This window comes from Streptomyces sp. NPDC059649 (assembly GCF_042734445.1).
Taxonomy (GTDB): Bacteria; Actinomycetota; Actinomycetes; order Streptomycetales; family Streptomycetaceae; genus Streptomyces.
On sequence record NZ_JBHWDV010000003.1, the window covers coordinates 74417 to 98120 of the forward strand.

Genomic DNA, 23704 nt, shown 5'->3' on the forward strand with positions numbered 1-23704 from the left:
TTTCCTTTATCGGCCTACAACTTTTTTTAACTGTCCTATTTGGGGGGCCCGGTCATGTTTTTAAACTCCTTCTTCGATGTTGGGGGGGGGGGGGGGGGGCCGCCCCCGCCCGGGGGGCCGCCCCCTCCGTTGTTGCGCTGGCTGCTGTCGTGGCTGCTGCGTGCCTGCTGCTGCGCCTGTTGCCGTGCTTGCCGCCGTGCCTGCTGCCGTGACTGCTGCCGTCCGGACGTTAGCCAGGTGTTAGCTGATCAACAGCGTGCGCCGGGAGTCTGGTGTCAGCGGGCCGAAGGACGGACCGCGACCGTATTGATGTCAGCGGGCCGACAGACGGGCCGTGACCGCACCGATGCAGCCAGGGGGACTCCCGATGTCGCACCACACCATGCTCCGCCGCGGACGCAAGGCCGCCGCCGCCAGCGTGATCGCCGTCGCCGCGCTGGCGCTGACCGCCTGTCAGGGCAACTCGCCCAAGGCCGATCCCGCGGGCTCCCCGAGCCCCGCGTCGTCCGCCGGTTCGTCCGCCGGGACGGGTGGTTCGTCAGGGTCGGGGTCGGGGTCGGGGTCGTCCGGTGGACAGGGCTCCGGTACGACGTCGGGCGGCGGCTCGCAGACCGGCAAGAACGGTTCCGGTACGAGCGGCAGCGGCGGCTCCGCCTCGCAGACCTCCTCGAAGGCCGGCTCCTCGGCCCGGTGCACCACCGGCAGCCTGCAGGCCGGCTGGGGCTCGTCGGGCGGCGGCGTCCCGGACATGCACAACGACGCGCAGCAGAACGTCACCGTGTGGCTGAAAAACACCGGTCGCAGCGCCTGCAGGATCAGCGGCTTCCCCGGCGTGCAGATCAAGGCCAACGACGGCGGGTCGATCGACCTGCCGCGCTCCTCGAAGAAGTCGACGCCCGTGACGCTGAGGCCCGGCGGGACGACGGCCTTCACCATCACCTTCCTGCCGTCGGTCAACTCCGGGGACAGGAAGATCAAGCCGGGCACGGTGCTGGTCACCCCGCCGAACGAGAAGCAGCACTTCCAGCTGAAGTGGCCCTACGGCGGCGCCCTCCTCGACCAGTCCGGCGCCACCCACCCGGGCACCTACGTCAACCCGGTCAACGCCGCCTGACCCACCCCGGCACCTACATCAGCCGGGTCAACGCCCCCGCCCCTCTCGACGCCACCCCCCCACCACCTCGACGCCACCCCCCATCCGCCGCGCCGGCCGTGCCCTCACACGGTCGGCGCGGTCGTCGTTTGCCCACAGCAGGTGTCGTAAGCCAGACACGGCTCTCGTCTAGCTGGAGCGGAGCGGCCGTTGTATGCCCGCGACACGGCTGTCCGTAAGCCTCACACGGCTGTCGCACACCTGGGCTGCCGACTCAACTCCCTTAATTGTCTAGGAATACCGCCCTCCGCCCCCGGGGATATCGCCCCTCCCACCCCGGGAATACCGCCCCTTGCCGCCACGTTGTGGCCCGCAAGGGGTGCCTGCGTCCCCTACGGGATCTGTTCGCCTATGCCTTAAGGGGCCCAGCAGCACCCGTCAGGCTGGCAGCCGGCACGCGTCAGCGTGGGTGGAGTTGTCCGGTGACGGGGACGTCGAGGACGAAGATGTGGCCGATGTTGGCGTCCGGGTAGCCATAGTCGATGTTCTTCACCCGTACTTGCTGCGGGGTGGCCTCGACGATTTGGACGGCCACGGGTTCAGGGTGGTCGGGCAGGGACAGGAGCCAGTCCTGGGCCAGGTAGTCGAGTCCGGTGTGGTCCAGGCATCGGCGGGCGTGTTCTTCTGCGCTCGGGTCGGCGAGCGGGTGGCCGAAGAGGGTGACCGGGACGAACCGGCCCGGGGCGGCCTCGACGGGGCGTAGATAGCCGAGGAGTTCGTTGTCCTCTCGGCGGTGGTGGCGGATCCAGTGAGTGGGTATCACAGTGCAACGCTCCGGGGAGGGGTTCCGGTGGTGCCCGACTGCCGGGGTCTGCAGCCCCCAGTCAGTCGGTGACGGGCCGTCAGCCCCGTGGCCGGACAGCTCAGTGGCCGGACAGCTCACTGGGCAGTCGCCTCGGCGGGCGATCGGCTCAGTGGGCGGTCAGTTCAATGGGCGGTCGGCTCAGTGGGCGGACGGTTCGGTGGACGGTCAGTTGAGCCTGGCGTCGGCGTAGGCCGCCATCGCGTCCCGCTGGTACTCGGCGAGGCCGGCGGCGACCCGGTCGTAGGCCGCGCGCCACGTCGGGTCGTCGACGTAGGTCTGGCCGAGGGCCTTGAACGCGGCCGCGCTCGGGGTCCACATCCGGCAGATGCCCTGGTAGTGGGCCTCGACCTCGGCCTGTACCGCCGGGTCGGTCACCGGCGTGCCGGCCTGCAGGAACTCCGCCATGCGGACCATCGCGGCGGTCGCCGCACGCTGCATGGCCTCCATGTCCGCCTCGCTGACCGTGGCCGCGAACTGCCCGGACTGCTGGGCCTGGTGGGGCCACTGCTCGCCGGCGGTCTCCTCATGGCGAGCGGTGTCGAAGCCGACGAACAGGTTCTCCGGGCTGCTGATCTTTTCCATGGTGTCCGTGTCCTTGTCATCCTCCAGTTCGGCGATGGTGCGGCCGATCGTGCGGACCAGCGCATCGAGCCGGTCCCGTTCGGCCGCGAGCCTGCGCATGTGCGCGCGCAGCGCGGCCACCTGGTCGACCTGGCGCTCCAGGACCGTCGCGATGTCGCGGAGTCCCAGGCCCAGTTCGCGCATCAGCAGGATCTGCTGCAGGCGCAGCAGCTCGGCCTCCTCGTAGTAGCGGTGGCCGCTGCTCCCGGTGTACGCGGGCACGAGCAGGCCGATGTCGTCGTAGTGCCGCAGGGTCCGGGAGGTCACCCCGGACATCCGGGCCACCTCTGCGATCGACCAGGCCATGGCCGTGCCCTTTCATCGCCGGGCCGGTCTCTCCGGCCTCGAGAACGAACGTAGAAGTTGACGCAGCGGAAAGCGCAAGTCGTGCCGGGCGGTTGCTCCTCCTCCCCCCCCGCCGGACCTCGCGCCCCTGGCCTACGGGTGAGCGGCTCACGTGACCGGGCCACGCCGAGGTCAGTGAGTTCGGCGTGGCCCGGTTAAGCGGTTCAGCCCGTCGGCTGAGCCACCTCGTTTGCCTCGTTCGCCTTGCTCGCTTCGTCCGTCTTGCTTGCCTCGTTCGCTTCATGAGCCTTGTGAGCCTCATGCGCCGACTTGGCCTGTCCGTTGCAGAACACCTCCCTGACGAGTCTCTGCTGCGCCTTCTTGAACGCCTCGGCCGTGGCGGCGAAGTCGAGTTCGGCGTCCCCCGTGGTCAGCGAGGCGGTCAGGGTCTTACTGCCGTCGGGGGTGCCGTACATCAGCGCAGCCCACCCGAAAAAGCCGCCGTTGTGGTGGAAGATGGTGCCGCCGTCCGTCTCCTCCCGGAACAGCCCCAGGCCGTAGTGGTGGTCACCGCTCTTGGGGTGCGGTGTGCGCATCTCGGCCAGCAGCGGGTCCGGCAGGAGCCTGCCGCTCATCAGCGCGGAGAAGAACGTGTGGAGATCCTCGGTGGTCGAGATCATGTCACCGGCGGCGGAGATCCAGGAGACGTTGAAGCGGGTGACGTCGACCACCTTCCACTGGCCGGCGTCCTCGTACCGGTAGTAGCCGTGCGCGTGCGGTTCGGGGATCTCCGGCGAGGCGCCCGGCACTACGGTGCCCGACATTCCCAGCGGCTGCAGGATCAGCCGCTGCATCTCCTCGGCCAACGAGCGGCCGGTGACCTCCTCGACCAGCAGTTTGGCCAGCACGTAGTTGGTGTTGGAGTAGCTCCAGTCCGTCCCCGGCTCGAACCGCGCCGGCTTGGACAACGCCAGCCGGACCAGCTCGTCCGGGTCGTAGGTGTGGAACTGGTTGTCCACGTACTCCTGGCCCTGCCAGGGGATCCCCGGCACGACCGTCCCGTCGGCGTAGTACTCGCCGGTGTAGTTGAACAGCCCGCTGGTGTGCTGCAGCAGCATGCGCACCGTGATCCGCCGGTCCAGCCCGAACCGGGGCAGGTAGTCGTCCACCGGGGCGTCCAGCCCGATCTTGCCCTCGGCCACCAGTTGCAGCACCACGGTCGCGGTGAAGGTCTTGGTGGTGCTGCCGATCCGGAAGTGCCCGTTGGTGGGCGGCTTGGCACTCTCGCCCAACTGGCGCACCCCGGCGCTGCCGGTCCACTCGCCTCGCTCATCGTTCACGCGCAGCTGCACCCCGGCGAAGCCGGAATCGACGATCTCCTCGATGGCCTTCTGCAGCTCCGGACGGTCCTGCCCGGTGGGGGTGAGGGACATGGCTGTGCTCCTTGTGGGGTGCGTGGGTGGTTGTTGCGGTGAGGGTGTGGCTGCCCGGGGGGGATCGTTGGGGTGCTGCCGGCCGTGCCGCCGAGGGCGTGGCCGTGGGCGTGAGCGTTGGCGGGCAGCACGTGCGGGGCGGCGGGCGAGGGCGTCCCGTGCGGCGGCCGGGCTGTGTTCGCTGTGGGATGCCTTCCCGGCGGGGCATCCCTGGCGTTCGCGAGTTCGGCCCGGTGGGCCCGCCGGTGGTCAGGGTCCGGTTGCGGCTGCCCATGACCTTGGGGCAGGTCAGACGGTGTTGTCGCCGTACGGCGTGCGCAGCTCGTTCGCCCGATGGCCGGGTTGGCGTTGTTGGCGTTGGTGTTGGCGTTGGCGCTGTTGTTGGTGGTGTTGATGTGGGCGTTGGTGGCGTTGGTGTTGAAGGCGCTCCCCTGAACGAGGCGGGTCAGAGGCTGCGGGCGGTGATGTCGCCGTGGGAGGTGGTGGCGCGGATGTCGAGATCGGCGGTGCCGTTGTTCTTGAGGGCGTTGCTGATGCGGCCGTAGGCGGTACCGGCGTCCAGCGCGGCCGAGACGCCGGCGGCGGCGCCGACGGTGATGTCGCCGGACTGGGTACGGAGTACGACCGTGCCGCCCATGGCCTCGGTGATCCGGATGTCGCCCCGTGCGGTGCTGATCTCCGAGGCGCCGCCCAGCCGGCCGACCTCGACATCGCCGTCGACCGCGGTGAGACGGACGCTCGCGGCCTCGTCCAACTTGATCTGGCTGTAGGCGCCTTCGAAAGCGACGTCGCCGAGGCGGCCGATGGTGCGGAGTTCGGCGCTGGCCGCCATGGCCTCAACGCGGGAACCGGTGGGCAGCTTGACCGTCACCTCGATGGATCCGGACGGTCCGAGGTACTGGTTCTTCGCCGCGTTCTTGATCCGCAGGACTCCGTCGGCGTATTCGACCGTGGTCTCCTCCGCTGCCTTCACGTCGCGGCTCTTCGAGGCGTTCGCGGGCAGGACCTCGACCACGGTGTCGGTCCGGTCCGCGGCGATGAACTGGACGCGTCCTGCGGGGATGTTCAGGACGGCGGAGATCGGGGCCGGGGTGTCGAACTTCTGCATCGTGCTCTCCCTTGTGGTGGCGATTCGGTGTTTCCGAACGATGGAAACACTACGTTGCCTTTCCGGATTTCCGCAACGATATCTTTGCCTCGTAACTACAAACTTGCAGGTAGATGCGCAATATTCATTGCAACGCTCTCCCGCTTAACGCAACGATGACATAGCCGTTCGTTGCAATGCACTGAAGTTGAACGCTATGGTGGAGGCGTTGGAGAACACCGAGCAGCACCATGGAGCACCCGTGGGGCATGAAGGGGGTCGTGATGCCGGGAGGCAGGCTCACCCAGTCCGAGCGCCAGCAGATCGCGGTGGGGCTGGCCGACGGCCTGGCCTACGCCGAGATCGCCCGCCGTCTGGACCGTCCGACCTCCACGATCACGCGTGAGGTGACCCGCAACGGCGGCCCCACCGGCTACCGGGCCGACCTGGCCCACCGCGCCACCCAGCAGCGCACCCACCGGCGCAAGCAGGCCACGCCCCAGGGGTCGCAGGCTTCCCCGCAGCCCTATGGACGCGACGCCGCGGCCGTGCGCGACTACCAGGAGGCCCTCACCACCGTCTTCATGACCTCGGGCCTGCCCAAGATGATGGCCCGGGTGCTGGGCTGCCTCTACACCACCGACACCGGCAGTCTCACCGCCGCCGAACTCGCCCAGCGCTTGGCGGTCAGCCCGGCGTCCATCTCCAAAGCGATCACGTTCCTTGAGGGCCTGGCCCTCGTCCGCCGGGAACGCAACGATGGCCGCCGCGAGCGCTACATCGTCGACGACGACCTCTGGTACCAGTCGATGATCCGCAGCGCCCGGGCCAACGACGAGTTCATCGAGACCGCACGGCAAGGCGTCGGCGTCCTCGGCCACGGCACCCCGGCCGCTACCCGCCTCGAAAATGCCGCCCGTTTCCTCGACTTCGTCAGCGAAGGACTCATCCGCGCCGCGGAACAGGGCCGCGAGGTGCTCTACACCAGAACCGGAACCACGCCGGGCGGCACCGCCGCGCCACGTTCAGAGCGCGCATAACCAGCCGTAACAGCCGTCTTGATGGGGCTCATGGCCGTGGCAGGCATCCGGCCGTGCTCTCGGCCCGTCGCTCGGGAACGTCCGCCAACTCCACATCCCCGACCTCAAGGAGCTGCGGAACTCCCGGGCCGACGCGGCGTCCCCGCCAATTCACCTGCCGACACGGGGAATACCGACCCCGCCCGCCGCGTTGTGGCCCCAGCAGGGGGCGCCTGCGACCCTTACGGGATCTGTTCGGCTATGCCCTACGTGCTCCCGCTGCCGGACAATGTCTTCTGCCGGGCTATGTCTTCACGTGCTGCCGGCGGCTGCGCCTTGGTGCCCCCGGCAGCTGTGCCTCAGCAGCCGCCAGCCCGGGGTGAGCCCTGCGCGCGCCGTACGACCTCGACCTACGGTCTCACGCCTATGGCCGACGGCCTACGGGATGCGCTACCCGCCGTCGGAGGCCGGGCCGGGCCCGGCGGAGCTGTCTGTCAGCCAAGGCCGGGCCGGCCAAGCCGTCCGTCGACGAACTGCGGTCCTGTGTCCACAGGCTGTGGGAAGCACCGTGGGAACCCTGCGGGAAACGGCGCAGGAAGCACCATGGGAACCGCCGTGGGAACCGCTGCAGGAACCGCCGCGAGATGCCCTGCGGACCGTCGAGAGTCGAGACGGACGCACGAGCCAGCAGCAGAGAAGAGCTCAGGGGCGCCAAGAAGGAGCAAGCGCGAGGGCAGGCGCGAGAGCCGGCAAAAAGGCAGGGCCCGGCGGACGTTACCGTCGGGCCCCGTCTTCGTAAGACCGAGAGCCGAAACTTTCGTAAGGCTCGAGAACCGGAACTTCCTAAGACAGAGAACCGGAACCGAGGAAAGGCGACTCGTTACGACAGCGCCAGCCACGCCGCGCCCGCGATGACCACGATGGCGACGAGGACGCCGACGATCAGGCCCACGCGGGGGCCGGCCGACTGCTGGGGGGCCGGGGCGCGGCGGCCGCCGGTCTGGGGGGTGCCGCCCTCGTCCACGAAGGCGCGGAACATCTGCGTGCTGCCCGCCGGGTCGTAGTTCCCGTCGGCCTGGTTCTGCGGGTTGGTCGCCATGAGGCAGGACCCTAGCGAACCGGTGACCCGGGGGCACCCCTGGGGCGCGTGTGGGGCGACCACGGGACGAGGGGGCGGGCGGGCCGTTGGGGAGGGCCGCCCGCGTGAGGTGTGCCACTCGTGAACGATGTGGTCGTGTTGTGGGGATATGGGGGGACGCAATTCGGCCACCCTTGCCGACCTGGGGTTTTGCGAGGGACTCACCAGGGACTCAACCAGGGCTCACCGGGGACCGGGTGGTCGTTGACGGAGTCGCGGCGAGGTCTTGAGCCAGGTTTTGCCTGCACATGCCACCCATTCGTTTGCCTTCAGCAACCAACTGTGCGTATGGTTGCCCCAAGCAACAAAAGAAGTAGAAGAAGTGCGACCGAGCTGAGCGATGGATGTGTGGAGGAGCCGATGGCCGCTCAGAGTCAGTTCGAGGAGCTGGCCAGGCAACTCAGCGCCATCGGGGCCGTCAAGCGGGAGATGGGGCGGGTCCTGCCCCAGGAGTGCCCGCCCGCCTCGGCCGCCGTGCTCACCCTTCTCGACCGGCACGGCGAGATGCGGATGAGTCAGCTGGCCGAGCTGCTGGCGATCGACATGTCCGTCACCAGCCGGCACGTCGCGCACGTCTGCGAGCGTGGCTGGATCGAGCGGAAGCCCGATCCGGCGGACAAGCGGTCGCGGCTGCTGCGCCTGACCCCGCGCGGCACGGCGATGCTCCAGGAGCTCTCCGAGCGCTACACCGCCGCGCTCGCCCGGTATCTCGGCGACTGGAGCGACGACGACGTCGGTCTCCTCAACGAGCTGCTCGCGCGGCTCCGTACGAGCTTCGGCGACTGCCGGACCCGGGCCCACCACGACTTCACCACCCGTAACGACCTCAGCACCCGTACACCCGCAGGATGAAAAGGAACCACATGGCTACGACCACACCAGCCGGTGTGCGGGGCGGCCACGCCAAGCATGGAGGCGGTCATCACCACGCCTCCGACGGGGCCCCCATGACGCACCGTCAGATCATGGAGGCGCTGTCCGGGCTGCTGCTCGGCATGTTCGTCGCCATCCTCTCGTCGACGATCGTGTCCAACGCGCTGCCGGAGATCATTCACGATCTGGACGGCGGACAGAGCGCCTACACCTGGGTCGTGACCGCCTCGCTGCTGGCGATGACGGCGACCACGCCCCTGTGGGGCAAGCTCTCCGACCTGTTCAGCAAGAAGCTGCTGGTGCAGTTCGCGCTGATCATCTATGTCGCGGGATCGGTCGTCGCCGGTCTGTCGCAGAACACGGGCATGCTGATCGCCTGCCGTGTCGTGCAGGGCATAGGTGTGGGCGGTCTGTCCGCCCTGGCCCAGATCGTGATGGCCGCGATGATCTCGCCGCGGGAACGCGGCCGGTACAGCGGCTACCTCGGCGCCACCTTCGCCGTCGCCACCGTCGGCGGCCCGCTGCTCGGCGGTGTCATCACCGACACCAGCTGGCTCGGCTGGCGCTGGTGCTTCTACGTGGGTGTGCCGTTCGCGGTGATCGCCCTGATCGTGCTGCAGAAGACCCTGAAGCTCCCGGTGGTCAAGCGTGAAGGCGTCAAGGTCGACTGGGCGGGCGCGTTCTTCATCAGCGCGGCGGTCTCGCTGCTGCTGGTGTGGGTGACGCTGGCCGGCGACAAGTACGACTGGATGTCGTGGCAGACCGCCGCGATGGTCGGCGGCGCGGTGGTGCTCGGCGCGGTCTTCGTCCTCGTCGAGACCAAGGCCAAGGAGCCGATCATCCCGCTGCGGCTGTTCCGCAACAAGACGATCACCCTGGCGTCGGTGGCCTCGCTGTTCGTCGGTATCGCGATGTTCACCGGCACGGTCTTCTTCAGCCAGTACTTCCAGCTGGCGCGCGGCAAGTCGCCGACGATGTCCGGCATCATGACGATCCCGATGATCGGCGGCCTGTTCATCTCCTCGACGGTCTCGGGCCAGATCATCACCAAGACCGGCCGCTGGAAGGCCTGGCTGGTCTCCGGTGGCGTGCTGCTGACCGCCGGCCTCGGCCTGCTGAGCACCATCCGCTACGACACCGAGTACTGGCACATCGCGATCTTCATGGCGCTGATGGGTCTCGGCATCGGCATGATGATGCAGAACCTGGTGCTGGCCACGCAGAACCAGGTGGCCCCGTCGGACCTCGGTTCCGCCTCGTCCGTCGTGACCTTCTTCCGTTCCCTCGGTGGTGCGGTGGGCGTCTCGGCCCTCGGTGCGGTGCTCGCCAACCGCGTCACCCACTACGTCAAGGACGGCCTGGCCGACCTCGGTCCCAAGGCCGCCAAGGCCGCGGCGCACGGCGCCGCCAAGAGCGGCGGCGGCATCCCGGACCTGGACGCCCTGCCGGCGCCGCTGCGCACCGTCATGGAGAGCGCCTACGGCCACGGTGTCGCCGATGTGTTCCTCTACGCGGCGCCCTGCGCGCTGCTCGCCTTCCTCGTCACCCTGTTCATCAAGGAGGTCGCGTTGAAGACGCGGGGCGGACTGGCCCAGAGCTCGGAGGGCTCCCAGGACACCCGGAGCGGCGCGGGCGCGGCTCCGGCGGCGAACTCTTCGGAGGTGAACTCGCCGGAGGTGACGGCGGCGAACCCGTCGGAGGCGAACTCGTTGGAGGCGGCTCTTCCGCTGCAGGCCGGCGCGGGGGCCGGTCCCGTCGCGGAGCGGGAGCCGGCCCTGGTCGGCGCGGCCCCGGTGACCTCGGACGACGGCGGCCACACCCCCTCGTGGGCGCAGCCGGCCGGGCAGCCGCTGCAGGGCTTCGCCTCGGCCGGTGGCGGCGACGCCGTCCCCGCCGGGCCGTCCCTCCACGGCTTCGTGCGCAACGCGGAGGGCCACCCCGTTCCGCGCTCCGCGGTCACGCTGATCTCGCTCGGCGGCCGTCAGCTCGGCCGCGCGGTCGCCCAGGCCAACGGCTCGTACGTGCTGAACGCCCCCGGCGCCGGCTCGTACGTGCTGATCGCGGCGGCCGACGGGCACCAGCCGCAGGCCTCCACCGTCGTCGTCGGTGACCAGCCGTACGGCTACGACATCCTGCTCAGCGGCACCGGCGGCCTCGGCGGCCAGGTGCGCAGCGCGGTCACCGGCGAGCCGGTGGCGGACGCCATGGTCGTCGTGACCGATGTGCGCGGTGAGGTTTTGGCCACCGGGAGGACCGGCGCCGAGGGTCACTTCTCCTTCGACGAACTGGCCCCCGGAACCTTCACGGTCGCGGTGAACGCCACCGGCTACCGGCCGGCCGCGCTGCCGGTCGAGGTCGGCGGCCAGGGCACCACCCGCATCGAGGTCGAGCTGCTGTCCGGCGCGCGGGTCCAGGGCGTCGTACGGGCCGGTGCGGACCGCCACCCGCTGTCCGACGCCCGGGTGACGCTGGTGGACGCGGCCGGCAACGTCGTGGCCACCTCGACCACCGGCGAGGACGGCGCGTACGCCTTCACCGACCTGGACGCCGGTGACTACACGGTCATCGCGAGCGGCTACCCGCCGGTGGCCACCGGTCTCGCGATCGACGCCCGCGGGGTCGACGGCTACGACGTCCAGCTCGCCCACCCCGGGGACTGACCGGGGGACGGGGCCTGGGACTGACCGGGCGTCGGGGCCCAAGGGCTTACCGGGGGCCGGGGCCCGGGGACTGACCGGGGCCCGGGGCCCGGGGGCCGTACGGAATGGCTACGGAACAACCCGGGGCCCGTACGGAATGGCGATGGAGCAACCCGGGGCCCTGGCCCGTACGGAATGGCCACGGAGGAACCCGGGCAGCAAGACCCCGGGCCGGGACGCGCGGTGAGCGGAGGCGCGTCCCGGACCGGACCCCAGGGCTCCGGCGGCGGTGTGGCGCACAGGCAGGGGACGGCCTGCACACCGCCGCCGGGGTCCGACACTCCCCCGAGCTCCCGGCCCAGCCGGAGCGCGGAGCCGGGGCACCACCAGCAACACACGGGAGAGGCAATGACTTCGACGGGCGCGGGAGCTGCGGGCGTAAGGGCGCAGGTCCGCACACGGGACGGCTGGGCGGTGCAGCACGCCGTGCTGACCGTCACCGACATGACGGGCACGCAGGTGCTGCGTGCCGCGGCGGACGAGGACGGCGCCGTCCGCAGCGAGGCGCCGCTGCCCGCCGGCCCGTACACGGTCATCGTGACGGCCGTCGGCTACGCGCCGGTCGCCTCCAGTGCGATCGTGACCGCGAGCGGCCGGATGGAGGTGGGCAACGTCGTGCTGGCCCGGCAGGGCGGGGCCGAGCTGCCGCCGCCCGGCGCCTGGACCATCGACCCGATGCACTCCACGGTGGGCGCGGTCGCCCAGCATCTGGGGATCTCCAGCGTGCACGGCCGGTTCACCGAGTTCAGCGGCCGTATCGAGATCGGTGAGGACCTGGCGAGGTCGCGGGTCGACGCGGTCATCAAGGCGTCGTCGATCGACACCGGCAACGGCATGCGGGACGGGCACCTGCGCAACGAGGACTTCCTCAACGTCGAGGTGTACCCGGAGATCACCTACCGCAGCACCGGACTGTCACCGGCCGGCCCGGACCGCTGGACCGTGCACGGTGATCTGTCCCTGCACGGTGTCGTCCGGCCGGTGGACCTCGACCTGAGCTACCTCGGCACCGGGCCCGACCCGTGGGGCGGCGTCCGCGCGGCCTTCCGCGCCACCGCCGAACTGCGGCGCGAGGACTTCAAGATGAACTACAACCAGGTCGTGGCCGCCGGCATCGCCGCGATCGGCACCACGTTGAAGGTCGAACTGGACATCCAGGCGGTGCAGGGGGAGAACCTGCCGATGGCTTGAGCCGGTGGCGGGGGGGGGAGGGAGTGTGGCGGGGCGGGAATGGCTGGCGGGTGCGCCGCGTTGTGGGCCCGCAGGGGGTGCTGTCGCCCCTTAGGGGATCTGTTCGCCCGCCCCCTAGGGCCCCGGGGCTCCTCGCCCGGCGCCCCTCGCCCGGCGCCCTCGCCCCGCCCAGATCACCCCTCCCCGGGCCCCCGCCGAGTCACCCCTCGCCCCGGGCCCCCGTCCCGCCCCGCATGGCCTCGATGCCCGCGATCTGCAGGTCGAGTGCGAAGGCGAAGTCCCGGTCCAGCATCGCCGCGGCCGACCGGCCCGTACGGACGTGGTCGGCCCGGCTGGACAGCTCCATGGTCTCGGCGAACTCCGGGCGGCCCGAGATGGCCGAGACGACCTGCTCGAAGTAGTCGTCCAGGCTGATGCCCGCGGCCCGGCACCGCGCCTCGTGCGTCGCCCGGATCGTCGCGAAGCCGTAGACGAAGTGGAACAGCGACGCCAGCGCGCCGGACGTGCACTCGGCGTCCAGGCCGCTGCGCCCCATCACCCGCAGGGTGGCGTTGGAGAACGCGGTCGAGTGCGGCCCGATGTTGATGAACTCGGCCAGCAGCCGGGCCGCCCAGGGGTGGCGCAGCAGCATGTCGCGGTAGCCGGTGGCGAGGATCCGGAGCTGTTCACGCCAGTCGGCCCCGGCCTCCGACTCGTCGGGCAGCGGAAGTTCGCCGGCCACCGCGTCGACGGCCAGCTCCAGCAGATCGTCCTTGGTGTCGACGTACCAGTAGACGGACATCGCGGTGACGCCGAGCTCGGCGGCGAGCCGGCGCATCGAGAACCTCGTCAGCCCCTCGTCGTCCAGCAGCCGGACGGTCGCCCCGACGATCTTGTCGAGGTCGAGTCCGGCCGGCTGCTCCGCCTTGCGCTTGAGCGGGGGGCGCTCGGTCAGCCAGACGCTGTGCGGCCGCTTACCGGCACGGCCGTTGGTCGCGGTCATGGCGTCCGTCCTCTTCTCCTTCGCGTGCGGCACGTCGGCGTTCCCGTGCGCACATCGGCGTTCTCGTTTTGTACGTCGGCGTTCAGTGGTCTTCTACCTGCACGTCGGCGTACGACGGTCTGCTGCGCGTCGGCGTACGACGGTCAGCTGTACGTCGGCGTTCAACGATCTTCTGCACTGTCGATGCTATTCCGCGGCCGCGGTGGCCGCTTCCGGTCCGGGCGGCGGCGTCCCCGGCGCCTGCGGTGCCATCGGTGCCCCCGGTTCCGACGATGCCCCTGGAGCTCCTTGCACGCCCTGTGAGTCCTGTGAACCCTGTGAACCCTGTGCGCCTTGCATCTCTTGCGTCTCTTCTAGCCCTTGCGCCCCTTGCACCTCTTGTACCCCTTGCGCTGCGGCAGTCTGCTGCTCCTGGCCGGCACGTTCCGCCCGGCGCAGGAGTACGGCGGCGAGCAGCCCGCCGAGGAACACCGCGGCCGCGCCGACCAGTTGGCTGGTGCCGATGCCGGAGGAGAAGGCGTCCTGGACGGCGGTGCGTTCGGCGGCGGTGTCCGTACGGGCGAGCGCCGCGGAGAGCGAGCCGGCGCCCGCGGCCGCCAGCGGGAGCAGGGCCGTGAAGCGGGAGTTGAGGACGGCGCCGAGAACGGCGACGCCCAGGCCCTGGCCGAATTCCATCAGCGTGCCGTTGACCCCGGCGCCCACCCCGGCCTTGGCCGGCGGGATGGCGGACATGATCGCGTTGGCCATCGTCGGCATGGCGAGCGCAACGCCGAGGCCCATCACGATCAGGCCGGTGAGCATGCCGCCGTAGCTGTGCCCGCCGAGCACCGATATGGCGGCGAGTCCGGCGGCGAGCAGCGACATCCCGGTGATGATCATGCCGGGGGTGCCGAACTTCGGCATCAGACGGGCGCCCAGGCCGGTGAAGTTGATCAGGATGACGGTGACGGCGAGCGGCGCCATCCGCAGCCCGGCGTCCAACGGGCCGTAACCGAGCACCAGTTGGAGGTGCTGGGTGAGCAGGAACATCGAGCCGCCCATCCCGAAGGCGACCAGGATGCCGCCGGAGACCGCGCCGATGAACCGGCGGTTCCGGAAGAAGTGCATGTCCAGCATCGGGTGCGGGGTGTGCAGCTCCCATCCGGCGAAGAGGGCGAGGCCGGCGGCCCCGATGGCGGCCGAGATCAGCACCTGGCCGGAGAGCCAGCCGGCGTGCGGTCCGGAGATGATCGCGAAGACCACCCCGCCCATCCCGATCATGGACAGCACGGCACCGAGGAGGTCCGGGAACTCACCGTCGCGGCTCTTGGACTCGGGGACGAGGGTGACGACGGCCGCCACCGCGACGACGGCGACGGGGAGATTGACCAGGAACAGCGAACCCCACCAGTAGTGGTCGAGCAGCGCACCGCCTATCAGCGGGCCGGCGGCGAAGCCGAGGGAGTTGACCGAGCTCCAGATGCCGATCGCCTTGGGGCGCTCCTCGTCGTCGAAGATCTGCATGACGACCGCGAGCGTGGTGGTGACCAGCAGCGCCCCACCGACGCCCATACCGGCCCGGGCCGCGATCAGTTGGCCCGGCGACTGGGCGAGCGCGGCCCCGAGCGACGCCACGCCGAACAGCACCAGGCCGACGGCGAGCATCTTCTTACGGCCGTACCGGTCGGCGGAATTGCCGGCGGTGAGCAGCAGCCCCGACTGGACCAGCGAATAGGCGTTGATCATCCACTGGACGTCGGCGGTGGTCGCGGCCATGTCCTTGGTGAGGGAGGGGATGGCGACGTTCAGGACGGTGTTGTCGAGGACGACCGTGAGCTGGGCGAGGCAGATGACGGCCAGGATCAGCCAGCGGGCGGCGGGACGGCCCGGCGGCTGGAGGGTGGTGATTGCGGCGTCGGACGCCACGGGGGACGGCATACGGGCTCCCTGTACGGTGCGAGCGGTCGCCATACACCGTACAGGGAGGGTTATACGCCGTACATTTGTTTTCGGCCGGCCGGGTGGGGCGTAGCCGCCCGTTTACGGGCATCTACTTCCGGGCGGCTGCTGCCCTGGGTGTCCGATTCCGGGCCGCTGCTTCTGGCCGCTGCTTCCGGGGGTCTGCTTCCGGGGCGCAGCTTCACAGCGGTGCTTCCGGGCGTCCGTACTGGGTGGTCGCTCTACTGAGCCGCTGATCAGGCCCTCTGCGGCCCTGGTCAGGCCCGCTTCGTCAGGTCGTAGAAGGTGGCGCTGCCGACCGTGACCTTCTTGAAGGTCTTCTCGACCCAGGAGCTGATCTTGGACGAGTGGCCCTGTCCGCCTCCGCCCGGGCCGCCAGGTACGCCACCGCCACCGGCGCCGAAACCGCCGATCCGCTCGCGGCCACCGGGGCTACCGAGACCACCGCGGCCACCGAGGAAGAGGCCACCGGGGAAACCGGTGCCACCGAAGCCGTCCCGGCCGCCCGCGATGAAGTAGTGGATCTTCCCTTCCGCGACGTACTTCTTGAATTGGGCGAGGGTCGGCGACGGGTCGCTGCCGTTGAAGCCGCCGATCGACATCACCGGCTTCTGGGTGGCCAGCTGGTAGCCCGCGGCGTTCTGCGAACCGATGGCCGCGGCGGCCCAGGTGTAGTCATCGGCGTCCTTCTCCAGCAGGGCCTTGGCCCGGGCGCTCACCTTGCTGCCGTTGAGGAGACCGCCGATGCCACCGCCCATGCCACCGCGCATACCGCCACCGCGCATGCTGCCCTTACCGGTGCCCGTGCCCGTCACTCCCGGTACGGCGGGCAGGCGACCGGCCGCGGTACCGGGCGCTCCGGGGGCACCAGCTGCGGGGCCACTGGGCGCTCCGGCGGCTCCAGGTGCTCCGGGGGCCCCGACCTGGGTGCCGCCGCCCGGCATCGCGCCGTTGTTGCCGCGCCATATGCGCCCCCGGCCCCCGGGGAAGCCACCGCCCGGCCCGCCCATACTGCCGCGCACCGTAGGCCCGGCCGTGATGATCGACCCGCCCTTGGGGGTGTTCACGGTGTCGAGCGTGTACGCGACCGGCCCGGCCAGCGCCGTGACCACCCCCAGCCCCGCGGCCACGACGGCGACCCGCCGGGCGACGGCCGGCCGGGCCACCACTCCCCCATGGACCGACGCCGCCTCCTGCTGGTGCGCCGCCTCCCACTCGCTCGCCCCCTCCCATTCGCTCGCGGCATCCCCTGTCTGCTGGTTCGCCGCCGCCGTCTTCCGTACGCCCGTCAGCAGGCCGACCGCCGCCAGCGCCCCCAACGCCAGCACCGTCCAGCGCAGCCACGGCAGCCATTCGGGCGAGCGGTTCAGCAGGACGTACGACCAGGCCGCGGTCACCGCGACCGTCACCGCCAGCGCGACCGACGCCAGCCGCCCGCCGCGCCGCCACAGCAGGGTCGCGCCCATACCGACCAGCGCCGCGATGTACGGGGCCAGCGCGATGTTGTAGTACTGGTGGAAGATCCCGGACATGAAGCTGAACGTCGTGAACGTCATCAGCAGCGCCCCGCCCCACACCAGGAACTCGGCCCGCTGACCGGCCTGTTCAGCGGCGAGACCGGCCGGGGAAGTCGCAGCCGAGCCGGTCGGAGACGCCATGGCGAGACCGCCCTGAGAGGCCGCGGCGAGACCGACGGGGGAAGTCGCAGCCGGGCCGGTCGGAGACGCCATGGCGAGACCGCCCTGAGAGGCCGGGGAGCCCGCGGTGGCGGCCGGATCGCCCCCGGCCTGTTCGGCGGCCGCGGGCAGGCTGCCGGCGGCCGTACGACGGGCCCGCCACAGCAGCCCCACCGCCACCACCAGCAGGATCAGCGCGGCCGGCAGCAGCCAGGAGATCTGCCCGCCCATGTCGGACGAGAACAGCCGCGTGATGCCCGTCTCGCCCCAGCCGCCACCGCCACCACCCCCGCCTCCCGGGCCGCGCCCGCCTCCGCCGACGCTGCCGGTCTCGTTGCCGCTGATCCGCCCCAAGCCGTTGTAGCCGAAGGTCAGTTCCAGGAAGCTGTTGGTCTGCGAGCCGCCGATGTACGGCCGCGAGGACGCCGGCCAGAGCTCGACGATCGCCACCCACCAGCCGCCGGACACCACGATCGCCAGCCCGGCGAGCAGCAGCTGCCCGAACCGCTTGCGCAGCCCGACCGGCGCACAGCACGCGTACACCACGGCGAGCGCCGGCAGGATCAGCCACGCCTGCAGCGTCTTGGTGAGGAACCCGGCACCGAAGCAGAGACCGGCCAGTACCAGCCACTTCGTCCGGCCGTCCTCAAGTGCGCGCAGTACGGCGGCGATCGCGCACACCATCAGGAGGCACAGCAGCGCATCGGGGTTGTTGAAGCGGAACATCAGCGCCGCCACCGGCGTCACCGCCAGCGCCCCGCCGGCGAGCAGTCCGGCGCCCGCCCCGAACCGCCGCCGTACGGCCGCGTACAGCACGCCGACGGTCACCACGCCCATCAACGCCTCGGGCACCAGGATCGCCCACGAGCTGAGGCCGAAGAGGCGTACGGACAGCGCCATCGGCCAGAGCGCGGCCGGCGGCTTGTCGACGGTGATCGAGTTCGCCGCGTCGGACGAGCCGAAGAAGAACGCCTTCCAGCTCTCGCTGCCGGCCTGTACGGCGGCCGAGTAGAACTGGTTGGCGTAACCGGAGGCCGACAGGCTCCAGAGGTAGAGCACGGCCGTGACCAGCAACAACGCCAGCAGTGCGGGCCGCGCCCAGCGCGGATCCGGTCCGGACCCCGGCCTCGGCTGCGCCGTACGCGGGGGCTCGGCGGACGACGGCGGATTCGGCTGGTTCATCACGTTCCTCGAGTTCGTCAGGCTCAGCGGTCTCAGCGGGTTCATCTGGCTCAGCGGGCCCATCGGACTCATCGCGTTCATCGGGTTCACCGGGGGCTCCCGCTACTCCGGGGGCTCCCAGTCCTCCCGGAGCTCCCAGTCCTCCCGGGGCTCCGGCGACTCCGGGTGATCCGGCGACTCCGGGGGCTCCGAGGGAGGTCGTTCACGTCATCCAGATGCGGGCAGTCGTCGGACGTGCGCTCGCGGTCCGGGAACACCCAGGCGCGGAAGAGCAGGAACCGCAGCACGGTGGCCGCCAGGTTGGCGGCGACCAGCACCGCCAGTTCGGTGCCGTGCGAGGTCGGTCCGCCGGCCGCGTCCAGTGCGGCCAGGGACCCGCTGGTCAGCGCCAGCCCGATCGCGAAGACCACCAGGCCCTGGGCCTGATGGCGGACCGCCCGGTCCCGCCCGCGCACCCCGAAGGTCAGCCGCCGATTGGCCGCCGTATTGGCCATCGCGGACAACAGCAGCGCGGCGGCGTTGGCCAGTTGGGCGCCCGTACCGAGCCGGAAGAGGGAGTAGAGCCCGAGGTACAGCAGGGTGCTGAACCCGCCGACCACACAGAAGCCGACGAGCTGACGGGCCAGCCCGCCCGGCACCCCGGACAGTTCCCGGTCCCGCGGATCGTCGCCGAACGGCCGGGCCAGCCGGTCCAGCGGCAGCGCCCCGGTCGCCAGCGCCCGGCCCACCCGCCAGACGCCCTTCAGGTCGTCGGTGGCCGTGCGCACGATGTGCACGGTGCTGCTCGGGTCGTCGACCCAGTCGACCGGCACCTCGTGGATCCGCAGCCCGGCCCGCTCCGCGAGCACCAGCATCTCGGTGTCGAAGAACCACCCGGTGTCCTCGACCATCGGAAGCAGCCGTTCCGCGACATCGCCCCGTATGGCCTTGAACCCGCACTGCGCGTCAGAGAAGCGGGCGGCGAGGGAGCCCCGCAGGATGAGGTTGTACGTTCGCGAGATGAACTCCCGCTTCGGTCCGCGAACAACCCGCGCGCTCCGGCTGAGCCGCGAACCGATCGCCAGATCCGAGTGACCGGAGATCAACGGCGCCACCAGCGGCAACAGCGCATTGAGGTCCGTCGACAGATCGACGTCCATATAGGCCAGCACCGGCGCCTCGGACAGCGACCACACGGTGCGCAGCGCCCGCCCGCGACCCTTCTGCTCCAGCCGTACGGCCGTGACCTCGTCGATCGCGTCATCGAGCCGCGCGGCGACCTCGGGCGTACGGTCGGTGCTCGCGTTGTCCGCGATGGTGATCCGGAACCCGTACGGGAAGGTCCGCGCGAGGTGCTCGTGCAGACGCCGGACGCAACGCTCCAGATCCGCCTCCTCGTTGTAGACGGGGATGACCACATCCAGCACGGTCGCGATCTGGCCCAGGCGCAGATGCGCGCGCGGTGGCAGGGAGCCCAGCGGTGTATCGGGCGGCTGTGTCGTCGTCATGCCCCCGACCCTCGCCAACTGCCCTGTCACGGCCGTGTGGTGAGCCTGTGGCCGCGCTGTGAGTGGCACGGACGGGAAGGGATCAGCTGGGAGAGGAACGGCTGTGAGGGGACAGTTCTGGGAGAGGACCGGCTGGGAGTGACGAGCCGACGGGTCACCGTGAAGCCAGCAACGTCACCGAGAAGCCGACAGGGTCACCGCGAAACCGGCAGAGTCACCGTGAAGACGGTCCGCCCTGGCACGCTCTCGACGCCGACCGTACCGCCGTGCGCCGCCACCACGGCCTGCACGATCGCGAGCCCGAGCCCGGTGCTGCCGGCCGCCCGTGAGCGGGAGGCGTCCCCGCGCGCGAACCGCTCGAACACCCGCGGCAGGAGGTCCGCCGGAATGCCGGGCCCGTCGTCCTCCACCTGGAGCCGGACGGCGGGCTGCGAGGCCCCACCCTGCGCTGCTTGGCCGTACGGGGCCCGCCCCTGCGCGGCTTGGCCGTAGGGGGCGCCGCCCTGGTCGACGTGCCCGTACGGGGCGCCACCCTGGTCGACGTGCCCGTACGGGGCACCACCCTGGTCGGCATGGCCGTACTGGGCGCGCCCTTGGTCTGCGTGGCCGTACGGGGCGCCACCCTGCCTTACCGGTAGCCGCGCCGGTAGCCGTACCGGTGGCTGCACCGGCAGGACGGCGGCAGCCGGAGCCACCACCCGGGCCGTCACCGTCGTCCCCTCGGGCGTGTGCGTCCGGGCGTTGGCCAGCAGGTTCACCAGGACCTGGTGCAGCCGCTCGCCGTCCCCGTGGACCCACACCGGCTCGTCCGGCAGTTCCAACCGCCACCGGTGCCCGGGCCCGGCCGCCCGGGCATCGCTCACCGCATCCACCACCAACGGCGAGAGATCAGTGCTCTCGTACGAGAGCGGGCGCCCCGAATCGAGCCGTGCGAGCAGCAACAGGTCCTCCACCAGCCCCGTCATCCGCTCCGCCTCCGACTCGATCCGCCCGAGGGCGTGCCGGGTCACCGGTCCGGGCCGCTCGTCCCCGCGCCGGGTCAGTTCGGCGTACCCCCGGATCGACGCCAGCGGCGTCCGCAGCTCATGGCTGGCGTCGGCGACGAACCGCCGCACCCGCATCTCGCTCTCCTGACGTACCGACAACGCCGAGCCGACGTGCCCGAGCATCCGGTTCAGCGCCGCCCCGACCTGACCCACCTCGGTCCGGGCATCGGCCTCCGCCGCCGGTACGCGGACGTGCAGCGCCACCTCGCCCTGATGCAAGGACAGTTCGGACACCCGGGTGGCGGTGGCGGCGACCCGGCGCAGCGGCCGCAGTGCGATCCCCACCATGCTCGCCCCGGCGATCCCCGCCGCGACCAGCCCGGCGACCGTCACACACGTCTCGATCAGCACCAGCTGGCCGACCGTGTCCTGGACCTCGCCGAGCGGCAGCCCGACCACCAGTGAGCCGTCCTTCGCGGACCGCACGCGGTAGTCGCCGAGCCCGGGCAGCTCGGCGGTATGCGGCCGGCCGTCCCTCGGTACGGCGTCCAGTGCTGCGACCTGCTCACCGTTCAGCCACGCCAGCCGCTCGGAGGGCTCCCTGCTGGCCGAGTTGTTCATCCGCGCCCCCACATCGAGGGCCCCACCCGGGCCGACCCGCGCACCCACCGTGCCGACGGGCTGGCCCACCATCGCAACGAAGTCGAGGGGCTGGCTCCGCATCGGATCGTGCGGCCGCGGCATCACCGCCCGTACGACCGCTTCCTTCACCCGCTCGTCCAACTGCCCTTGGAGGTACGAGTGCAAGGCGATGGTCGTGACGACCCCGATCACCGCCCCCACAACGGCAATCAGAGCCACCGCCGACACCACCAACCGCGTCCGCAACGTCCACCGCCGCCGCCCCGCCCCTCGCTCCGACCCCCACCCCGCCGACCTGCGGCCGGACTCGGACACGGACGCGGACGCGGATACGGGTACGGACGCGGACGCGGGCGCGGGCGCGGCCACTGCTCCGATGCCGGTTCCGGTCCCGCTTCCGGTTCCGCTTCTGGTTCCGGTTCCGGTTACACGCGAGGGCGCAACTCCGTTGGTTTCGCTGCCAGTTACGGGCGAGAGCGCGGGCGCAGACCCCGAGACAGACCCGGTCCCCGAGACGGCCGCCACCCCCGAGTCATCCGAGTCATCCGAGACCGCTGAGGCCCCCGAGGCCCCCAAGACATCCGAGGCCGCCGAGGCCGCCGAGGCCGGCGGATCAGGCAGGGACGCACGCGCAGGATCGGCCACCGCTCCGCTACCCGCCCGGCTTGATCAGATAGCCCGCGCCCCGCCGCGTATGGATCATCGGTGCCCGCCCCGCGTCGATCTTCCGCCGCAGGTACGAGATGTACAGCTCCACGACATTGGCCTGGCCGCCGAAGTCATAGCTCCACACCCGGTCGAGGATCTGGGTCTTGCTCAGCACTCGCCGCGGATTGCGCATCAGATACCGCAGCAGCTCGAACTCCGTGGCCGTCAGGTGGATTTCCTGCCCGCCCCGCCACACCTCATGGCTGTCCTCGTCCAGCACCAGATCGCCCACCGTCAGCCGCGACTCGCTCCGGGCGGCCGCCGCCCCGGCCCTGCGCAGCAGCCCCCGCAGCCTGGCCACCACCTCTTCCAGGCTGAACGGCTTGGTGACGTAGTCGTCCCCGCCGGCCGTCAGCCCGGCGATCCGGTCCTCGACCGCATCCTTGGCCGTGAGGAACAGCACCGGTACGTCCGTCAGTTCGCGCCGCAGCCGTCCGAGCAGCGTCAGCCCGTCCATGTCCGGCAGCATGACGTCCAGCAGCACCGCATCCGGCCGCCAGCTACGAGCGGTCCGCAGCGCCCCCGCGCCGTCCCCTTCGGCACGGATGTCCCAGCCTTCGTACCGCAGCGCGAGCGACAGCAGATCGGCGAGCGAGGACTCGTCGTCGACCACCAGCACCCGCACCGGACTGCCGTCCGGCCGCAACAACTCCGGCTGCTTCCCGGGCGCTCTCCTGACCGCCGAGCCTGCCGGACCTGGCGAAACCGGCACCGAGGCAGCCGGAACTGACGAAACCCGAGCTGACGAGGCATGAAGCGCCGCTGAGGACGACGAAGTCACGGTCATGCCGGTGAGCCTGACCCACGCCCGTGAGAGCTCCCTTTCTCCTTCCTGTGAATATCCTGAGAATCCCGCTCCTAAGAGTCCGTTCCTAGAGAGTCCCCTTCCTGCGAGTCCCGTTCGCGGGGATCCCGTTCGCGGGGATCCCGTTCGTGGGGACCCGTTCGCAGGGATCCCGTTAGGGACCGTGACCGGCCTGGGCCGCCCCCCGCGCGGTCCAGGCCGATCACCACTGCCCCAAGCATGGCACCCCCCACTGACAATCGCCCTGAACAGCGCTTTTACCCCTTCACGGGTACCTCGCCCAGCCCTCGCCCCGCCCTCACCCGGCCCTCACCCAGCCCCCAGCCCGCCACCCCGGACCGCCCGGCGTACCGTCCCCCGCATGACACATGACGTCCCGAGACTGGTCGCCCTCTCCGGCAGTCTGCGCGCCCGCTCCTCCAACGGCGCGGTGCTGAACTCCGCCCTCACCCTGTGGGGCGGCCCCGCCGCCGTCGCGGACATCGGCGCACTCCCGCACTTCAACCCCGACCTGGACGGCGAGGACGCCACACCCCCCGCCGCGGTCGCCGCCCTGCGCACCGCCGTGGCGTCCGCCGACGCCCTGCTCATCGTCAGCCCCGAGTACGCGCACGGAGTCCCCGGCGTCCTCAAGAACGCGCTCGACTGGCTGGTCAGCAGCGGCGAGGTGGTCAACAAGCCGGTCGCGGTGATCACCGCGTCCCCCTTCCCCACCGGCGGCGATCACGCCAACGCCCAGCTCCGGGAGACCCTGCGCATGATGACCGGCGAGGTCATCACGGCCGCCTGCCGCGAGATCCCCGCCATCGGCCCGAAGATCGACGCCACGACGGAACGCGTCTCGGACGGGGCCACCCTCACCGACCTGGCCGCGGCCCTGGCCCACCTGGCCACCGTCACAACGGGGAACACCGACACCCAGCCAGCAACGACCTGACGTATCTGACGCCCCGCCAATCTCCATTACCGGCACCGCCGGCGCACCGAGCCCAAC

Annotated in this window: 17 protein-coding genes; 6 read left to right on the plus strand and 11 right to left on the minus strand. The window is 70.9% G+C overall.

Annotated elements, in window-relative coordinates:
* Positions 1–367: 367 nt before the first annotated feature.
* The gene (locus ACFV1J_RS06200; RefSeq protein ID WP_385856067.1) at positions 368–1114 is read left to right on the plus strand and encodes a DUF4232 domain-containing protein; all 747 of its coding nucleotides are present in this window, start codon (positions 368–370) and stop codon (positions 1112–1114) included.
* A gap of 439 nt (positions 1115–1553) precedes the next feature.
* Here the strand turns inward: ACFV1J_RS06200 and ACFV1J_RS06205 are convergent, their stop codons facing one another.
* From ACFV1J_RS06205 to ACFV1J_RS06220, 4 genes are all read right to left on the minus strand, one after another.
* The gene (locus tag ACFV1J_RS06205) at positions 1554–1916 is read right to left on the minus strand and encodes a hypothetical protein (protein WP_385856068.1); all 363 of its coding nucleotides are present in this window, start codon (positions 1914–1916) and stop codon (positions 1554–1556) included.
* Positions 1917–2123: 207 nt separating this feature from the next.
* The gene (locus tag ACFV1J_RS06210) at positions 2124–2885 is read right to left on the minus strand and encodes a MerR family transcriptional regulator (RefSeq protein WP_385856069.1); all 762 of its coding nucleotides are present in this window, start codon (positions 2883–2885) and stop codon (positions 2124–2126) included.
* Positions 2886–3088: 203 nt separating this feature from the next.
* A complete protein-coding gene (locus ACFV1J_RS06215) occupies positions 3089–4297 on the minus strand; it encodes a serine hydrolase domain-containing protein (protein ID WP_385856070.1) in 1209 nt (402 codons plus the stop codon).
* Between the two features lie 445 nt (positions 4298–4742).
* A complete protein-coding gene (locus tag ACFV1J_RS06220; protein ID WP_385856071.1) occupies positions 4743–5405 on the minus strand; it encodes a DUF4097 family beta strand repeat-containing protein in 663 nt (220 codons plus the stop codon).
* A gap of 263 nt (positions 5406–5668) precedes the next feature.
* Here ACFV1J_RS06220 and ACFV1J_RS06225 point away from each other — a divergent pair, with 263 nt between their 5' ends.
* A complete protein-coding gene (locus ACFV1J_RS06225; protein ID WP_385856072.1) occupies positions 5669–6424 on the plus strand; it encodes a helix-turn-helix domain-containing protein in 756 nt (251 codons plus the stop codon).
* Between the two features lie 859 nt (positions 6425–7283).
* Here ACFV1J_RS06225 and ACFV1J_RS06230 read toward each other — a convergent pair.
* A complete protein-coding gene (locus ACFV1J_RS06230) occupies positions 7284–7502 on the minus strand; it encodes a hypothetical protein (protein ID WP_385856073.1) in 219 nt (72 codons plus the stop codon).
* 399 nt (positions 7503–7901) lie between these two features.
* Between ACFV1J_RS06230 and ACFV1J_RS06235 the strand changes: the two genes are divergently transcribed.
* From ACFV1J_RS06235 to ACFV1J_RS06245, 3 genes are all read left to right on the plus strand, one after another.
* Complete coding sequence (locus ACFV1J_RS06235; protein ID WP_385856074.1) at positions 7902–8393, plus strand: MarR family winged helix-turn-helix transcriptional regulator; 492 nt, start codon at positions 7902–7904, stop codon at positions 8391–8393.
* An 11-nt stretch (positions 8394–8404) separates the two neighbouring features.
* Positions 8405–11074: an MFS transporter gene (locus ACFV1J_RS06240; RefSeq protein WP_385856075.1), complete on the plus strand. Its 2670-nt coding sequence runs from the start codon at positions 8405–8407 to the stop codon at positions 11072–11074.
* Between the two features lie 387 nt (positions 11075–11461).
* Complete coding sequence (locus ACFV1J_RS06245; protein ID WP_385856076.1) at positions 11462–12304, plus strand: YceI family protein; 843 nt, start codon at positions 11462–11464, stop codon at positions 12302–12304.
* A 199-nt stretch (positions 12305–12503) separates the two neighbouring features.
* On the opposite strand, the gene ACFV1J_RS06250 is transcribed toward ACFV1J_RS06245, so the two are convergent.
* The 6 genes from ACFV1J_RS06250 to ACFV1J_RS06275 form a co-directional block, all read right to left on the minus strand.
* Positions 12504–13286 carry a TetR/AcrR family transcriptional regulator gene (locus ACFV1J_RS06250; RefSeq protein ID WP_385856077.1) on the minus strand — a complete coding sequence of 261 codons (783 nt, stop codon included), beginning with the start codon at positions 13284–13286 and terminating at the stop codon, positions 12504–12506.
* A 186-nt stretch (positions 13287–13472) separates the two neighbouring features.
* Positions 13473–15203, minus strand: a complete 1731-nt coding sequence (locus ACFV1J_RS06255; protein WP_385856078.1) for an MFS transporter — start codon at positions 15201–15203, stop codon at positions 13473–13475.
* Positions 15204–15481: 278 nt separating this feature from the next.
* A complete protein-coding gene (locus ACFV1J_RS06260) occupies positions 15482–18082 on the minus strand; it encodes a glycosyltransferase family 39 protein (protein ID WP_385856079.1) in 2601 nt (866 codons plus the stop codon).
* Positions 18083–18168: 86 nt separating this feature from the next.
* Positions 18169–19569 carry a glycosyltransferase gene (locus ACFV1J_RS06265; protein ID WP_385856080.1) on the minus strand — a complete coding sequence of 467 codons (1401 nt, stop codon included), beginning with the start codon at positions 19567–19569 and terminating at the stop codon, positions 18169–18171.
* A 194-nt stretch (positions 19570–19763) separates the two neighbouring features.
* Positions 19764–21425, minus strand: a complete 1662-nt coding sequence (locus tag ACFV1J_RS06270; RefSeq protein WP_385856081.1) for an ATP-binding protein — start codon at positions 21423–21425, stop codon at positions 19764–19766.
* 424 nt (positions 21426–21849) lie between these two features.
* Positions 21850–22551, minus strand: coding sequence for a response regulator transcription factor (locus ACFV1J_RS06275; RefSeq protein ID WP_385856421.1), 702 nt, complete (start codon positions 22549–22551; stop codon positions 21850–21852).
* A 520-nt stretch (positions 22552–23071) separates the two neighbouring features.
* Between ACFV1J_RS06275 and ACFV1J_RS06280 the strand changes: the two genes are divergently transcribed.
* Positions 23072–23647, plus strand: coding sequence for an NADPH-dependent FMN reductase (locus ACFV1J_RS06280; protein WP_385856082.1), 576 nt, complete (start codon positions 23072–23074; stop codon positions 23645–23647).
* Positions 23648–23704 lie beyond the last annotated feature (57 nt).

Excerpts from the sequence above, each read along its gene's own strand:
- ACFV1J_RS06200 (WP_385856067.1), top strand. The coding sequence starts at position 368 with ATGTCGCACCACACCATGCTCCGCCGCGGACGCAAGGCCGCCGCCGCC.
- ACFV1J_RS06210 (WP_385856069.1), bottom strand. The coding sequence starts at position 2,885 with ATGGCCTGGTCGATCGCAGAGGTGGCCCGGATGTCCGGGGTGACCTCC.
- ACFV1J_RS06215 (WP_385856070.1), bottom strand. The coding sequence starts at position 4,297 with ATGTCCCTCACCCCCACCGGGCAGGACCGTCCGGAGCTGCAGAAGGCC.
- ACFV1J_RS06220 (WP_385856071.1), bottom strand. The coding sequence starts at position 5,405 with ATGCAGAAGTTCGACACCCCGGCCCCGATCTCCGCCGTCCTGAACATC.
- ACFV1J_RS06225 (WP_385856072.1), top strand. The coding sequence starts at position 5,669 with ATGCCGGGAGGCAGGCTCACCCAGTCCGAGCGCCAGCAGATCGCGGTG.
- ACFV1J_RS06230 (WP_385856073.1), bottom strand. The coding sequence starts at position 7,502 with ATGGCGACCAACCCGCAGAACCAGGCCGACGGGAACTACGACCCGGCG.
- ACFV1J_RS06235 (WP_385856074.1), top strand. The coding sequence starts at position 7,902 with ATGGCCGCTCAGAGTCAGTTCGAGGAGCTGGCCAGGCAACTCAGCGCC.
- ACFV1J_RS06240 (WP_385856075.1), top strand. The coding sequence starts at position 8,405 with ATGGCTACGACCACACCAGCCGGTGTGCGGGGCGGCCACGCCAAGCAT.
- ACFV1J_RS06245 (WP_385856076.1), top strand. The coding sequence starts at position 11,462 with ATGACTTCGACGGGCGCGGGAGCTGCGGGCGTAAGGGCGCAGGTCCGC.
- ACFV1J_RS06250 (WP_385856077.1), bottom strand. The coding sequence starts at position 13,286 with ATGACCGCGACCAACGGCCGTGCCGGTAAGCGGCCGCACAGCGTCTGG.
- ACFV1J_RS06255 (WP_385856078.1), bottom strand. The coding sequence starts at position 15,203 with ATGCCGTCCCCCGTGGCGTCCGACGCCGCAATCACCACCCTCCAGCCG.
- ACFV1J_RS06260 (WP_385856079.1), bottom strand. The coding sequence starts at position 18,082 with ATGAACCAGCCGAATCCGCCGTCGTCCGCCGAGCCCCCGCGTACGGCG.
- ACFV1J_RS06265 (WP_385856080.1), bottom strand. The coding sequence starts at position 19,569 with ATGACGACGACACAGCCGCCCGATACACCGCTGGGCTCCCTGCCACCG.
- ACFV1J_RS06280 (WP_385856082.1), top strand. The coding sequence starts at position 23,072 with ATGACACATGACGTCCCGAGACTGGTCGCCCTCTCCGGCAGTCTGCGC.